This window comes from Mesorhizobium sp. FG116 (assembly GCF_057809835.1).
The window spans coordinates 168,704-183,098 of record NZ_JBMDKS010000004.1; the positions used below are offsets into that span (position 1 = coordinate 168,704).

The 14,395-nt window shown below is 61.1% G+C and carries 15 protein-coding genes and 1 pseudogene; 4 read left to right on the forward strand and 12 right to left on the reverse strand.

Going from position 1 to position 14,395, the window contains the following annotated elements; genetic code table 11:
* Window position 1: 1 nt before the first annotated feature.
* The 4 genes from ACODTY_RS05750 to ACODTY_RS05765 form a co-directional block, all read right to left on the reverse strand.
* Window positions 2-493 (reverse strand): Lrp/AsnC family transcriptional regulator, encoded by a 492-nt coding sequence (locus ACODTY_RS05750; RefSeq protein WP_488993324.1) that lies wholly within the window; start codon window positions 491-493, stop codon window positions 2-4.
* Window positions 494-598: 105 nt separating this feature from the next.
* The gene (locus tag ACODTY_RS05755) at window positions 599-1,216 is read right to left on the reverse strand and encodes a uracil-DNA glycosylase family protein (RefSeq protein WP_488993325.1); all 618 of its coding nucleotides are present in this window, start codon (window positions 1,214-1,216) and stop codon (window positions 599-601) included.
* A gap of 27 nt (window positions 1,217-1,243) precedes the next feature.
* Window positions 1,244-1,855 carry a glutathione S-transferase gene (locus ACODTY_RS05760; protein WP_488993326.1) on the reverse strand — a complete coding sequence of 204 codons (612 nt, stop codon included), beginning with the start codon at window positions 1,853-1,855 and terminating at the stop codon, window positions 1,244-1,246.
* A gap of 144 nt (window positions 1,856-1,999) precedes the next feature.
* Window positions 2,000-2,554 (reverse strand): thermonuclease family protein, encoded by a 555-nt coding sequence (locus ACODTY_RS05765; RefSeq protein ID WP_488993327.1) that lies wholly within the window; start codon window positions 2,552-2,554, stop codon window positions 2,000-2,002.
* Window positions 2,555-2,690: 136 nt separating this feature from the next.
* Between ACODTY_RS05765 and ACODTY_RS05770 the strand changes: the two genes are divergently transcribed.
* A complete protein-coding gene (locus ACODTY_RS05770; RefSeq protein WP_488993328.1) occupies window positions 2,691-4,214 on the forward strand; it encodes a sensor histidine kinase in 1,524 nt (507 codons plus the stop codon).
* A 1,314-nt stretch (window positions 4,215-5,528) separates the two neighbouring features.
* Here ACODTY_RS05770 and ACODTY_RS05775 read toward each other — a convergent pair.
* Entirely contained in the window at window positions 5,529-6,524 is a 996-nt protein-coding gene (locus ACODTY_RS05775) for a nicotinate-nucleotide--dimethylbenzimidazole phosphoribosyltransferase (RefSeq protein ID WP_488993329.1), read from the reverse strand.
* Between the two features lie 149 nt (window positions 6,525-6,673).
* Here ACODTY_RS05775 and ACODTY_RS05780 point away from each other — a divergent pair, with 149 nt between their 5' ends.
* Window positions 6,674-6,907 carry a DUF1289 domain-containing protein gene (locus tag ACODTY_RS05780; protein ID WP_488993330.1) on the forward strand — a complete coding sequence of 78 codons (234 nt, stop codon included), beginning with the start codon at window positions 6,674-6,676 and terminating at the stop codon, window positions 6,905-6,907.
* A gap of 5 nt (window positions 6,908-6,912) precedes the next feature.
* Entirely contained in the window at window positions 6,913-7,617 is a 705-nt protein-coding gene (locus tag ACODTY_RS05785; protein WP_488993331.1) for a TIGR02281 family clan AA aspartic protease, read from the forward strand.
* A gap of 3 nt (window positions 7,618-7,620) precedes the next feature.
* Here ACODTY_RS05785 and ACODTY_RS05790 read toward each other — a convergent pair whose 3' ends face one another.
* The 5 genes from ACODTY_RS05790 to ACODTY_RS05810 form a co-directional block, all read right to left on the reverse strand.
* On the reverse strand, window positions 7,621-8,418 hold the full coding sequence (locus tag ACODTY_RS05790) for a YdcF family protein (protein WP_488993332.1): 798 nt from the start codon (window positions 8,416-8,418) through the stop codon (window positions 7,621-7,623).
* Window positions 8,419-8,444: 26 nt separating this feature from the next.
* The gene (locus ACODTY_RS05795; RefSeq protein ID WP_488993333.1) at window positions 8,445-10,010 is read right to left on the reverse strand and encodes an amidase family protein; all 1,566 of its coding nucleotides are present in this window, start codon (window positions 10,008-10,010) and stop codon (window positions 8,445-8,447) included.
* Window positions 10,010-10,477, reverse strand: coding sequence for a GNAT family N-acetyltransferase (locus tag ACODTY_RS05800; RefSeq protein ID WP_488993334.1), 468 nt, complete (start codon window positions 10,475-10,477; stop codon window positions 10,010-10,012). Before ACODTY_RS05800 ends, ACODTY_RS05795 begins: the two co-directional genes overlap by 1 nt.
* Window positions 10,478-10,480: 3 nt before the next feature.
* Entirely contained in the window at window positions 10,481-10,768 is a 288-nt protein-coding gene (gatC, locus tag ACODTY_RS05805; RefSeq protein WP_488993335.1) for an Asp-tRNA(Asn)/Glu-tRNA(Gln) amidotransferase subunit GatC, read from the reverse strand.
* A gap of 107 nt (window positions 10,769-10,875) precedes the next feature.
* The gene (locus ACODTY_RS05810; RefSeq protein WP_488993336.1) at window positions 10,876-11,583 is read right to left on the reverse strand and encodes a metal-dependent hydrolase; all 708 of its coding nucleotides are present in this window, start codon (window positions 11,581-11,583) and stop codon (window positions 10,876-10,878) included.
* 75 nt (window positions 11,584-11,658) lie between these two features.
* Between ACODTY_RS05810 and ruvX the strand changes: the two genes are divergently transcribed.
* Entirely contained in the window at window positions 11,659-12,135 is a 477-nt protein-coding gene (ruvX, locus tag ACODTY_RS05815; RefSeq protein ID WP_488993337.1) for a Holliday junction resolvase RuvX, read from the forward strand.
* Here the strand turns inward: ruvX and ACODTY_RS05820 are convergent.
* Window positions 12,136-12,423: pseudogene (locus ACODTY_RS05820) on the reverse strand (DUF6105 family protein); the annotation flags it as partial.
* A 229-nt stretch (window positions 12,424-12,652) separates the two neighbouring features.
* Window positions 12,653-14,284, reverse strand: a complete 1,632-nt coding sequence (locus ACODTY_RS05825; protein WP_488993338.1) for a DNA alkylation response protein — start codon at window positions 14,282-14,284, stop codon at window positions 12,653-12,655.
* Window positions 14,285-14,395: the final 111 nt, after the last annotated feature.

Below are 14,395 nucleotides of genomic sequence, written 5' to 3' on the forward strand. Positions count from 1 at the left end.
CTCAGGCCGCGCTCGCTCCCGATTCCTTGTCCAGCACCATGTAGTCCAGCGGCAGCTCGGACGTGTACTTGATCTGCTCCATCGCGAAGGTCGATGACACGTCGCGGATTTCGATCTTAGAGATAAGTCGCTTGTAGAACGCGTCATAGGCCGCGATGTCGGGCACGACGACCCGCAGCAGGTAATCGACATCGCCGCTCATGCGGTAGAATTCCACCACCTCGGGGAACTCCTGGATCACCTCGGAAAAGCGCCGCAGCCATTCGTGGCTGTGCGAATTGGTGCGGATCGAGACGAACACGTTGACGCGCACATTGATCTTCTCGGGGTTGAGCACCGCCACGCGCCGCTGAATGACGCCCTCCTCCTCCAGCTTCTGGATGCGCCGCCAGCAAGGCGTGGTCGAGAGGCCAACCTTCTTGGCAACGTCAGCAACCGCCAGCGTCGCATCTTCTTGCAAAAGGCGGAGAATTTTTCTGTCGAGGCGGTCCATAGGATCTCCTGAGGAAAGATGATCTATAATCCTCTGGATCAGGCCGCCTCACAAGAAAAAAATTCCGCAAAATGTGGCATATACGGGTGATATCTTGCTGCAATATCACCCGATCCGACTGCGGATTTCTGTTCTCAGAAAAGGCAGCAATTCCATTTCGAACCAGAGATTGCGCTTCAGCCAGCCCGTATTGCGCCACGAGGGGTGCGGCAGCGGCAACACCTTGGTTGCCGTCGGTGCCTGCCAGATCGCCCGCCAGTTCATCACCGTCTCGGTCAGCGACGGATGCCGCGTCGAGCCCATGTGCCATGATTGCGCATAGATGCCGATGGTCAGCACGAGGTCGATCTGCGGCATCGACGCTATCAGCTTTTCGCGCCACGCCGGCGCGCATTCGCGGCGCGGCGGCAGGTCGCCGCCCTTGGCGTCCTGCCCCGGAAAGCAGAACCCCATCGGCACGATGGCGAATTTTTCCGCATCGTAGAACTCGTCGCCGGTCACGCCCAGCCAACTGCGCAGCCGATCGCCCGAAGCATCGGTAAACGGCACGCCGCTCAGATGCACCTTGGTGCCCGGAGCCTGGCTGGCGATCAGGATGCGCGCCGTGGACGACGGCACGACCACCGGGCGCGGTTCGTGTGGCAGCGGCTTGCCCAGCGGCTGCTCGACGCAGATGCGGCAGGCGCGGACCTCCGCCGTCAGGCGGGAAAGCTCAGGGCTCATGCTGGAGAACCCGCATTGCGGCTTGCATCACGCGGCAGCACTCGGCCGACTGGACACAGCCTGATACCAGCGCAGCACATTTACGCAGTCGTCCGGCACCTTGATGCGCGCCGGCTTCATGAAATCGACGGCAATCAAGCCCGTGATATCGGCAATCGAATAGGCATCCCCGGCAACGAATTCGCGCCCGGACAGTTCCGTGTCGAGAAAGCGCAGGAACTCGACAGCCTTCGGCTTGTTCGCTTCCCCCCATTCCGGGATCTGCGGCACTTCCCAGTCCTTCATCGCCGGATGCACATGGCGAAACGCATGCGCCACGCTTGCCATGAAATTCAGTTCCATGCGCCGCTGCCACATCTCCACTTGCGCCTTGCCGAGCGCACCTTGCCCGAACAGGGCAGGTTCTGGGTGGAGTTCCTCGAAATAGCGGCAGATGGCGACGGACTCTGTCAAGATCGTGCCGTCGTCCAGCTCAAGCACCGGTAGGCGCTGCAAGGGGTTGCGCGCGCGCACTGCCTCGCCGCGATGCTCCATGGCACCCATGTCCACCGGCACCAGCGGCACGCTGATGCCCTTTTCCGCCAGGAATACGCGCACGCGGCGCGGGTTGGGTGCCCGCCCGCCGTCGAAAAGTTTCATTCCAATCTCCCCGGGAGTGCATGTCGCCGCGAACTATAGGCAGTTGATATAGGGTGTGGAATAAGCCTCATGGAGCATTTCCAGCAAAAGTGCGAAGCGGTTTTGCGTCCGGAAATGCGGCTCAAACAAGGAGCTGGAGCGGCTCTACTGCCAGAGCCGCTCCAGCCAATCCCAAATCGCAGCCAGTAGATCATGCTTCGGCTCGACGCGTCCGTTGCTTGCGGCACGCCAATCCTGCGGCCAGTCAAATGTTCCGGCCCAGATGCCGGCCTTGGCGGCGCGGGCGCGTGCTTCCTCGCCCTCGAAATCGCCATAGGCGACAGCCCATCCGGCGGCGACCTGCGCGCTGTTGAGGTCGATCCCGCCAGCCTTGCAGTCGGCCAGCAAGCGGCCGTAGCGGTCGTTGCGCCAGCCGCTGCACGTCACTGCCCGGCCGGCAGTCAGTTGCACCAAGGCCTCGCGCGCAGCGCGTCCACACGGATATTCCGAGCCGTTCCTGCTGCAAGTCTGGCGATACTCCGGCGCATCGATGCCGCGCAGGCGGATGCGCTGCCCGCCAAGTTCGATGGAATCGCCGTCTACGATCACCGCCCTGCCCTCGGCGGTGCGCGTGTCCATCTCGTTCAACCGTGCGGTGAGAACGATCAGGGTCCCGAGCAGCACGATCGTCACGGCATAGTCGAGCAGGCGGCGCGGCAAACTGCGCTTTTGTTGCAGAAAATAGCGGCGCCGGGGCCTTTGCGACCACTGACCCCTCATATGGCAAACAAGTTCTTAAGCATTCGATCGTAGCGTTAGCAATTGAATAGGCTACCCGCATAAGCTGAAGTTTTTAATGCCCTTGCAACGCTCAAATACGGCGGACAAGTTCATTGTGGATCGGCGCAGACCACATCGCAACAGCGATGTGGCGCGAGCCGTCCGCAAGACGCGCGACCGTCTTGCGCAGCAATCCGGCAGCCCCGATTTCGACCGTGAAATGCTGAAACTGCATGCGCATGCCATGATTGGCAGCGTCGCTGTCATTCCATTGCTTGTCGCGGCAATCGCCGCTGCCGGCGTGCTGGCCGGCATGGGCAGCCAGATGCTGGTCTGGGCCGCGCTTACCGTGGTTTTCCACGCCGGTCTCGCCTTGGTTGCCAGGCACACGAGCAAGACCGAGGCGTCGGACATCAAACCCAAGCTGACGCAACGCTCCTTCCTCGGCGCGCACTTCATCAGCGGGCTCGGCTGGGCCTACTTCGCTTCGCTGACTTGCGGCGCCTGCGGCATCGACCAGTTTCCGGTCATCAAGGCCGTGGTGCTGCTCTTGGCCATGGCGGCCACCGCCATCATGACCTCCTCGCTAAGCGGTGCGCTGGTCGCGACCTTCGCGGTCCCCCTTCTCGTCTACGCCTATGTCATCACCAAGCCGATGATGCCGATCGAAATGGTCATGCTTGGTCTGCTTGCGGTGGCTCTGCCGTTTTTTTCCTATGTGGCGCATCACCTCAATCGGTCGTCGGTCATGCTGATGTCGTTCCGCTCCGAAAAGGATTCCCTGATCGCCGAACTCGAGACGGCCAACGCGATGTCCGACGAGGCGCGCCGGCGCGCGGAGGAAGCAAACCTGGCGAAATCGCGGTTCCTCGCCTCGATGAGCCACGAACTACGCACACCGCTTAACGCAATCCTCGGATTTTCCGAAGTGATGGCCAACGAAGTGCTGGGACCGATGGGCAATCCTACCTATCGGGACTATGCGGGCGACGTTCACGACTCGGGCCAGCACCTGCTCAACCTCATCAACGAAATCCTAGACCTGTCGCGCATCGAGGCCGGCCGCTACCAGCTCAATGAAGAGCCGGTGACGCTTCTGGCGCTGGCTGAAGACAGTTGCCACATGATGGAGCTGAGGGCCCGCAACAAGGACATCAAGATCATCCAGGAGTTCGAGCCGACGCTGCCGCGCCTGTTTGCGGATGAGCGCGCCGTGCGGCAGATCCTGCTCAACCTACTGTCCAACGCCATCAAGTTCACGCCATCGGAAGGCGAAGTGCGCGTCCGTGTCGGCTGGACCGCCGGCGGCGGGCAGTATGTTTCCGTCAAGGACAACGGACCGGGTATCCCGGCGGACGAAATTCCCGTGGTGCTGTCTGCCTTCGGCCAGGGCTCGATCGCCATCAAGAGCGCCGAACAAGGCACCGGGCTTGGCTTGCCCATCGTTCAGGGCCTGATTGCCATGCATGGCGGCGATTTCCAGCTTCATTCCAAGCTGCGTGAAGGAACCGAGGCAATCGTCATCTTCCCGCCCACGCGCGTGATGGAAGAATTGCCCGCGTTGCCAACGAAGGAAGTCGTCAACGCAAGGCGGCGGTGACCTGCCCGCCTATATACCGGAAGCTGTCCCCTCTCCTCTCCTACACCTGAAGTTGGGGCGCAATCTCCCCGCTTCGTCATCCCGGAATTCGCTTTCGAGCGGAGCGAGGAAGGAATATCCGGGATCATTCTCGGCGGCTGGAAATTGGCGCATCCACTCATTGCAGGGCGCGCTTACATTTGCGCTGTTTTCCACCTCGCCTGAGCATTGCCGCACTGTCACGGAATGGATCCCGGACAGCTTCGCCTACACTACGTTCGGCTCGCTTCCGGGATGACGTGGTGTGTAAGTCTCTCCTCATTGGGTGCAAGACCGGCTAGTCAGACGTGATCCCAAAGCGCGTTGGGGTGCACCCTCTCCGCTTCGTCATCTCTGCTGGGGAGTGCAACCTCTCCGCTTGGTCACCTGAAATGGGAGCGCAAACCCTCCGCTTCGTCATCCCGGAATTCACTTGCGAGCGAAGCGAGGAAGGAATATCCGGGATCCATTCCGTGACATCGCGGCAGGGTGTAGGCGGCTCAGAACTGTGGATCAATTCATCCACACTCGTCGCCCAACCCCTTGTTCCCACTCACTTCCGCAAAAATCTTCCACCCCACTTATCCACGTCCTCTCCATCTCCCCCCATAATCCGTCCCATCGCCCTTGCGGGAGACCTGGTGCGCACCGGGTATCAGGGAAGGGCGTCGGTGCCGGATTGGTCGCATAACGGTGTGCGGCTGGGTGATGAGCCCCCAAGTCCGGGCCTTGATCGGGGCCTTCGGCGTGAGTGCTGCCCCCGGTGAGGCAAGACCACCGGACGGGCGGCCGCAAGGCCGCATTACTATACTAAACGAGCGACCGAACGGCCGCCCGTCCTCCCGACCTCTCAGATGAGGTCAGTTCTTTGACAATGGCCAGACGGCTTTAGCCGGGCGTGGCGATGAATAAGCATATCCATCTCTTCGTCATCCTAGGGCGGAGCAGGCCTCTGGCCGTGCGGAGACCCTAGGATCCATGCCGTGACCAAACGGCAGCGCACAAAGGGCGCAAAGGAAGGCTCCTCATTCTGAGCCACCTCACACCCTCAATCCTCACGGCATGGATCCCCGGGTCGCGCCTTTCGCTGCGCTCAGGCTTGCCCGAGGATGACGAAGGGAAAGGTCCCTTCACGCGAAGAAGCAATTCCTACCCATCGCGTCATCCCGGAAGCGAGCCGAGCAAAGCGATGGCGAGGCTGTCCGGGATCCATTCCGTGACTTTCAGGCAGCACAAAAGCGATGCAGAAGGCCCCCGGACGTGAAAGGCAGCGTCGCGATGAACAAGCGTACCTTGCTACTTCAAGGCCAGCGCCATGCCGGAAGCAGTCTGTGCCGCAGCCTTTACCAGCCCGGCGGCAAGCGCGGCCCCTACCCCTTCGCCGTGGCTGACTCCGAGGTCCAGCAACGGCTTCATGCCCAGCAGTTCGGCAGCACGCCGATGCGCCGGTTCCGCTGAGAGGCTGGCAAGCAGGCAATGATCGAGCGAAGCGGGATTGGCCTTGTAAAGCACGGCGGCGGCGGCGGTGGCGGCAAAGCCGTCGATCAGGACGGGAATGCGCTGGGTGCGGGCGGCAAGTATCGCGCCGACGATTGCCGCGAATTCGCGTCCGCCCACGCGCGCCAACGCTTCCAGCGGGTCTTTGAGATGAGAGCCGTGAAATGCCAAGGCAGCATCGACGGCGTCGGCCTTGCGCGTCACCATGGCCTCATCCGCGCCCGATCCGGGACCAACCCAATCGGCCCCCTTGCCGCCGAAAAGCGCGGCGAACAAGGCAGCCGCCACGGTCGAATTACCCACGCCGAGATCGCCAAGGCACAAAAGATCAGAGCCGCCCGCGATGGCCTCCATGCCGAATGCCATGGTGGCGACGCATCCGCGCTCGTCCAGCGCAGCCTCTGTGGTGATGTCGCCGGTTGGGATATGCAAAGCGAGGTCAAATGCCTTGAGGCCAAGATCGAAGGTAAGACAAACCTGATTGATCGCCGCACCACCGGCCGCGCACATTTCAACCGCACTCGCGGTGGCGCTGACTGGGCGCGGCGAAATATTGTGGCGCGCGACGCCGTGATTGCCGGCAAATATCGCGACCAGCGGGCGATTGACCGATGTGCGGGCACGGCCGGTCCACGCAGCTAACCATGCAGCAATGTGCTCGATGCGTCCCAACGAGCCTTCGGGCTTGTCCGCTTTGGCGAAAACCTCCCGCACCGTCGCTGCGGCGTTGCCGTCGGCGGCGGGCAGCGCGGCGAGGAGGTTGCGGAAATCGTCGAAAGGCAATGCGCTGGTCATGGGGCGTCCCTGGGTTTGCCTGCGGCATAAACCCCGGGAAATCCCGAGACAATGAAGAATGGCGCGAAAACGGCGACATGCGACGAAATAGGAAGGACTTGCATCGTCCCTTCCGTTGCACCATGTGGAGAATAGTTCTGGATCCAATCATGACCGCAATTGAATCGCCCTGCATTCTGGTCTGCTCGATAGACATGAAGACCGGATATTGCTTCGGCTGCGGGCGCACGCGCGACGAAATATCCGGCTGGATCAGCATGACGTCCGAAACGCGGCGCGAGATCATGGGCGAGTTGCCGGCAAGGCTGGAAACGGTGGAGCGCAAGCCGCGCCGCGAAACCCGACGCTCACGCATGGCGCGCGAACGCAGCGAAACATCCTGACCGACATGAGCCGCGGCCTCTGGATCATCCTTGGCATCATTGGCGTGGCGCTTGCCATGCTCATCTACAACCATTCCTCTGGCAGCACGCTGGGGTTCGCAAATGACGATTTTGGCCAGTTGATCTGGCTTGGCGTGTTGGGTGCGGTCATCGGTGCAGGCCTTTTGCGCTCGGGCCGCCGTTTCGGCGAGATGTTTGGAACGCTGGGCCTCTGGGCGGTCATCGTGCTCGGGCTGATCGCCGGCTACCAGTATCGCTACGAACTGCAGGATTTCGCCAGCCGCGTCACCGCCGGCCTCGTTCCCGGCAGCCCGCTGATGCTCAGCGTCGAGGACGGCCGCGCCACCGTCACCTTGGACAAGGCGCGCAGCGGCCATTTCGAAACGCTGATGACGATCAACGGCAAGCAGATAAGCGCCGTGGTCGATACCGGCGCAACATCCACGGTTCTGACCGCGGACGACGCCCGCGCCGTCGGCTACGATCCGGAAGCGCTGCGCTACACTGTGCAGGTCTCTACAGCCAACGGCACGGCGAGCGCCTCGGCGGTGCGCGCCGACGAAATTTCAATCGGCAACATCGTGCGCCACGACATGCCGGTGCTGGTCGCCGCACCGGGTGCGCTCCAGCAGAGCCTGCTCGGCATGAACTTCATCGGCTCGCTGTCGGGTTTCGATGTGCGCGGCGACCGCATGACGCTCAGGGATTGATGCTCAGCTAGCGGGTCCCGGAAACGGCGTGTCGATCCTGCCCGACAGCCAATAGGCGACCAGACCGATCCATTCGCGAATTGCCAGCGTGGTGTTTTGCAGGGAATCCGCCGTGTTGTCGGTAAAGAAGCCCACGCCCTCCCTGCCCGATGTACGATAGTCCACCGGCCAAGGGATAACCGCAAAGCCGGCCTTCTCGAACAGAGCCATCGAGCGCGGCATATGGAAGGCGGAAGTAACGAGCAGCCATCTTTCGCCGGACTTCGGCGCCACCAGTTCCTTGGTGAAGAGCGCGTTCTCGTAGGTATCCCGGGATTTGCCCTCGAGGATCAAAGGCTCCGGGGCAACGCCAAGCGCCGTCAGCAGACGCGAAGCTGTGGTGGCGTCTTCCTCGCCATCAAGCAACACCGAGCCCAGCCCACCGGATATTACGATCTTTGCATCCGGATAGCGCCGCGCCAGCACTGCGGCTTCGACAAAGCGATCGCCGGCCTTGTTCAATTCATAGCCGCCGCGCGCCAGATTGATCGCGCCCTCGAAGCCGCCGCCAAGTACGATGATGCCGTCGATTGCGGCAGGCGGCTGCGGACGCTGGAAACGCTCCTCCAGCGGGTTCAGCATCAGCGCACCCGCCGACGTCCAGGCGGATATTGCCAGGACGAGAAAGGCCAGTGTGGTGCCAGCTACCGAAAGCCGCCTCCACCCGATGAAGGCGGCCAAGAGCGCCGCCAGCAAGAGGATGATGGCAAGGTTGAGCGGTTGAGCGACGGCCCAGAAGAATTTGGAGAGGTAGAAGAACATGCCCCAACCTCACCCGATCAAGAAACTTACCACCACTTCTGCGGCTGGAAGGTTCCCGCCGCCTGCTCGATGACGTGCGCGGTCTGGAACAGCGTTTCTTCCTCGAACGGCCGGCCGATGAGCTGCAAGCCAAGCGGCAATCCCTTGGGATCGAGGCCGGCCGGAACGGAAATGCCCGGCAGGCCGGCCATGTTCACGGTAACGGTGAAGATGTCGTTGAGGTACATCTTGACCGGATCGGAAGCCATATCCTCATCCGCGATACCGAAGGCCGCAGATGGCGTCGCCGGGGTCAGGATGACATCGACGCCGGCAGCGAAGGCATTCTCGAAATCGCGCTTGATGAGGGTGCGCACCTTCTGAGCCCGCAGATAGTAGGCGTCGTAATAGCCAGCCGACAGCACATAAGTGCCGATCATGATACGGCGCTTGACCTCGTTGCCGAAGCCCGCGGCGCGCGTCTTCTCGTACATGTCGACGATGTCCTTGCCCGGCACGCGCAGGCCGTAGCGGACACCGTCATAGCGCGCGAGGTTGGACGAGGCTTCAGCAGGCGCCACGATGTAGTAGGCGGGCAAGGCGTATTTGGTGTGCGGCAGGGAGATATCGACGATCTCGGCACCGGCCTCCTTCAGCCAGGCAATACCCTTCTGCCACAGCGCCTCGATTTCCTGTGGCATGCCATCGACGCGGTATTCCTTCGGAATGCCGACCTTCATGCCCTTGATCGTCCGTCCGATCGCCGCTTCGTAGTCCGGCACAGGTCTATCGACCGAGGTGGTGTCCTTGGCATCGACCGACGCCATCGATTTCAACAGGATCGCGGCATCGCGCACGTCACGGGCAATCGGACCGGCCTGATCGAGCGAGGAGGCGAAAGCTGCAATGCCCCAGCGCGAGCAGCGGCCGTAGGTTGGCTTGATGCCGACCGTGCCGGTGAAAGCAGCAGGCTGGCGGATCGATCCGCCCGTATCGGTTGCGGTGGCACCGGCACAGAGGAACGCCGAGACGGCAGACGCCGAACCGCCAGAGGAGCCGCCCGGTACGAGCTGTGCATTGTCCAGCGCGCGTTCAGTCTTGATGCCGCTGGGAGACGTGAACCCGCCATCGCCGTGATGCGTGGTCGGCGTTACCGATGTTTCGATACGTGAGCGCCGCCACGGGTTGATGACCGGCCCGTAATAGGACGTCTCGTTGGACGAGCCCATGGCGAACTCGTCCATGTTGAGCTTGCCAAGCATGACGGCACCGTCTGCCCACAGGTTCGCCGTTACCGTCGATTCGTAGCGCGGCTTGAAACCGTCGAGCACGTGGCTGCACGCCTGGGTGTGGATGCCCTCGGTGGCAAAGAGGTCCTTGATGCCAAGCGGTATACCTTCAAGGGCACCGCCCTCACCCTTGCCCAGCTGCGCATCCGAGGCCTTGGCCATGTCGCGAGCCTTGTCATGTGTGACAGTGATGTAGGCATTCAGAACGGGATTGGCTTGCTCAATCGCAGCAAGATACGCGTCGGTGATTTCCGCCGCCTTGATTTCCTTGCTACGCAGCTTTGCCCGGGCCTCGGCTATCGTCAGTCTGGTCAGATCGGTCATCAGGAAAGCTTCTTTTCGTAAAATCGGGAATGGCCGGAATCGGGGTAGTCGAGCACCGCGCCGCATTTCTCGAAGCCGCCGCGTTCGTACACACGGTAGGCGGGTTCAAAGCCTGGCGCCTCTCCGGTTTCGAGTACGAGACGGCCAATGCCCTTCTCGCGGGCCAGCGCCTCGATGCGTTGCAGCAGAAGTGAGCCAACCCGCTGGCCGCGCACTTCCGGCAGAGTGAACATGCGCTTCACTTCGCCCTGACCGGTACCGTGATCTTTGAGCGCGCCCATGCCGACTGCGCGGCCAGATTGCTCGCGCGCGACAAACAGAGTCACCGACGGCTCGGCCATCTGCTCGACGGTCAATTGAAACTGATATTCGCGAGGCGTCAGCGGGATAAGATAGGCGTTCAACGCCGCGACAAGCGCACGCACGTCGTCCTGCAAAGGCGTCTCGACGGTGATCCCGACAGCCAAGGCCTACTCCACCACCTTCGGCACAAGGAAGAAATTCTCTTCGGTTGCCGGCGCGTTGGCAACGATGTCGGTGGCCTTGTTGCCATCGGTGACGGCGTCCTGACGCTTGCGCATCTCCATCGGCGTGACCGAGGTCATCGGTTCGACACCCGAAACATCCACCTCGCTCAATTGTTCGACGAAGCCAAGGATCGTGTTGAGTTCCCCGGTCATGCGCGAAGCCTCTTCATCGCTAACCGCGATGCGGGCAAGGCGCGCTACGCGCTTTACTGTCTGAAGATCAACGGACATCGGAAGCCTGCTTCAAGCCTTGGAAAAACCTGCTTGGGCTATAGCCGCGCGGCGGGCACTGCGCAACCTTGCATGTCCCGCTCGCGCACCGACGATCCGTCGATAGATCAAATTTCGATCGTCTGTCCGATCTTCGGCAAGGCAACCTTGACCCCGGATCCCTCCATGCCGGCAACAAACTTGTCCGCCGTCTGGTCGATCATCGGGAAAGTGCCGAAATGGCAAGGCACCGTGGTTTCAAACTTGAAGAAACGCCGGCAGGCAAGAGCTGCCACCGCTCCGCCCATGGTGAAGCGGTCGCCAATCGGCACGATGCCGATCTTCGGTTCATGCAGTTCGTTGATGAGCGCCATATCGGAAAAGATGTCGGTATCACCCATGTGATAGAGCGTCTCTTCATCGGGAAAATGCAGCACCAGTCCGCCAGGGTTGCCGAGATAGGTGTTCAAACCGCCCTCGCCCAGTGATGACGAGGAATGCACCGCCTGAACGAAGGTCGTGGTAAACGCACCGCAATCGACGGTTCCGCCGATGTTGCCGGGATTGATCTTGTCGCCGTTGACACCCTTGCCGACCAGGAACATGCATATTTCGAAATTCGCGACCAGCATTGCGCCGGACTTCTTTAGGACCTCCGCCGCGCCGCTGATGTGATCGTCATGGCCATGGGTAAGCAGCACATGGGTAATGTCTTCAGCTGGCCCTTCCCACCCATCCGACCACGAAGGGTTGCCGATAAGATAAGGGTCTATAAGGATCCTGGCGTCCTTCGTTTCAATGCGGAAGGCGGAGTGTCCATACCAGGTCAGTTTCATAACAAGCGTCCTCGATTTTCTTTATTGTGAAGGATAGAAGTCTGGCCACCCATGTCAAAGGAAGGCCCGCAGGTCTTGAACGTAATTGAAGTCGAAGACCTTCCAGCGCATCTTGAATCGGGAAAGACCGTGGCCGGTCTCGATCTTGGTGACAAGACGATCGGCGTCGCGGTGTCCGACCAGCGATTCTCCTTCGCACACCCGCGTCCAGTCATCATGCGCAAGAAGTTTTCGCTTGATGCGGCAGCGCTTCTCCAGATGCTTCAAAGAGATAACGTTGGCGCAATCGTGATCGGCTTGCCGATCAATATGGATGGCTCCGAAGGGCCACGCGCACAGAAATCACGGGCATTCGTGCGCAACATGGCACAATTGACCGACCTGTCATTTGCGTTCTGGGATGAACGTTTATCGACCGTGGCTGCCGAGCGCACCCTGATCGAGATGGACTTTTCGCGGCGCAAAAGATCCGGGAAGATCGATTCGGCTGCTGCTGCCTTTATCCTGCAAGGCGTTCTCGACAGGCTCCGCCAACTGGGCGTCGGGCGCTGAAGGTTCGACGCCGTCACGCTTTGCCTTGACCCAGGCCCAAATCAGCTTACGGCGGCGAAATGCCCAAAAAGCCACGAGCAGCAACGTATCCACGATACACGCCTTGGCGACCATGCCAGGGATGATGGCGGGATCAAGACCGAGGATGTTGCCATAGACCTGGAACAGAAGGTCGTGGAACTGCCTGCTCAACATGACATAGCCGAAGTTCATGTCGTTGAACGAAACGAAAAACCATCCCCAAAACAGAAGGAGCGGCGCAGCCCAAAGTGCGAATACGTAGCGCATCAGACCGGCCCCTCCGCCCGAGTGCATGCGTCCGGATCGAACGGCAGATGCCCGCAACCGATATGATCGAGCAGTGAGATCGGCAATGAATCGTGTTCGGTCCGCATGGCCATTTCCGTTCAGGTATCGTTAACAGTGGGCCTTGCCGGCGAGCACCGCAAATGAAACCATTTATTAAGGTTAACGGATATGCAGAGGGCGGCCGCGAGTGGCCTCGCATTGGCTGAAGTCAGTTGGCCTGCGGATAAAGCGTGTCGATGATGAGACGAGAATCGTGGCGCGAATCTAGCATTCCATAGGTGGTCCGCCACTGTCCGGCGAGCCGCGTCTCGACGAAGGCATCTGCGATTCGCCCTGCCCCCAACCTTCGCAACTCGGCGGCTGCAGAAGCTAGAGCCAACTGCTCGGTGAGCAACCTGGCCGACCCTTCATCCGTCGAAGCGACCTGCATGGCTGCCTTCAGCACACTTATCGTGCCCCTTCCGCTTGCTCCTAGATCGCGGTCAATGCCGGAAAGCACATCTTCAAACAGGCCAGGCGCACGGTCGAGCACTCGCAACACATCCAATGCCATGACGTTGCCGGACCCTTCCCAGATCGCATTGACCGGCGCCTCGCGATAGTAGCGAGCCAACGGGGCCTCTTCGACATAACCATTGCCGCCTAGGCACTCCATGGCCTCATACAGCAGTGCAGGAGCGATCTTGCAGACCCAATATTTGACCACTGGGGTCATTGCGCGGGCAAAGGCCGCCTCGCCGCGATCGCCTGCAGCCTCATCGAACGAGCGGGCCAACCGGAACGACAGCGCGGTGGCCGCTGCAACGTCGAGCGCCATGTCGGCAAGGACGCGCTGCATCAATGACTGGTCAATGAGCTTTGCGCCGAACACCTGCCGATGGCGCGCGTGATGAACCGCCTCGGCCAATCCGGCGCGCATGAGTGCGGATGAAGCGACTGCGCAATCGAGCCGGGTGAGCGTGACCATATCCATGATCGTCTTGACGCCAGCGCCGGGCTCTCCAACCATCTCGCCGATAGCGCCGTCGAACTCCACCTCAGAAGAGGCGTTGGAGCGGTTGCCGAGCTTGTCCTTCAATCGCTGGAAGCGGAAGCCGTTGCCGGTTCCGTCGCCAAGTATACGCGGTACTAGAAAGCAGGATAGGCCTTCGGCTGCCTGCGCCAACACCAGAAAGGCATCCGACATCGGAGCCGACATGAACCATTTGTGCCCGCTCAAACGATAGAATCCGGTGGATCCGGCACGTTCCGCACGCGTAAGGTTCGCACGCACATCTGTGCCGCCCTGCTTTTCGGTCATGCCCATGCCAAGCGTAAGCCCGGTTTTTTCGACCGGCGGCTTCTGGCCCTGGTCATATTTGCGGGTGGTGACGCGTGGCGCCCATTCGCGGAACAGCTTGGTATTGCCCATCAGCGCGGCAAGCGAGGCGCTGGTCATGGTGATAGGGCATAGATGGCCGGTCTCGAGCTGTGCGGTCAGGAAAAAGCGTGCCGCACGCACCTGATGACGCCGGCCGATTTCAGCGTCGCCATTTTCCCAGATAGAGGAGTGCAGACCGCTGGCCACCGAGCGGCGCATCAATGCGTGGTATGCCGGGTGGTATTCAACCTGATCGATGCGGCGACCTTGCCGATCATGCGTGCGCAACTTCGGCAAATCCGTGTTGGCCAGCCGCGCCAACTCCTGCGCTTCATGGGTCAGGACAAAACGGCCCAGACCGTCGAGATCCTTGCGTACCGGCTCGGAGAATTGCTCTGCCAATTGAATGAGCAAGGGATCGCCCCGCCAGGCATTGGTGCCGGTCAGCGGCGGCGGCTGGTTCGTCACGTCGTCGGTCACGCGCGGTCCTTGTGATCTGCCCGCCACGGTCGAATCCGCAGCAACAGCGGCTTTATAGACGATTGTCGCACGGGAGCGCGACGAAAATACCGGGGAGAATGGGCTCTGTCC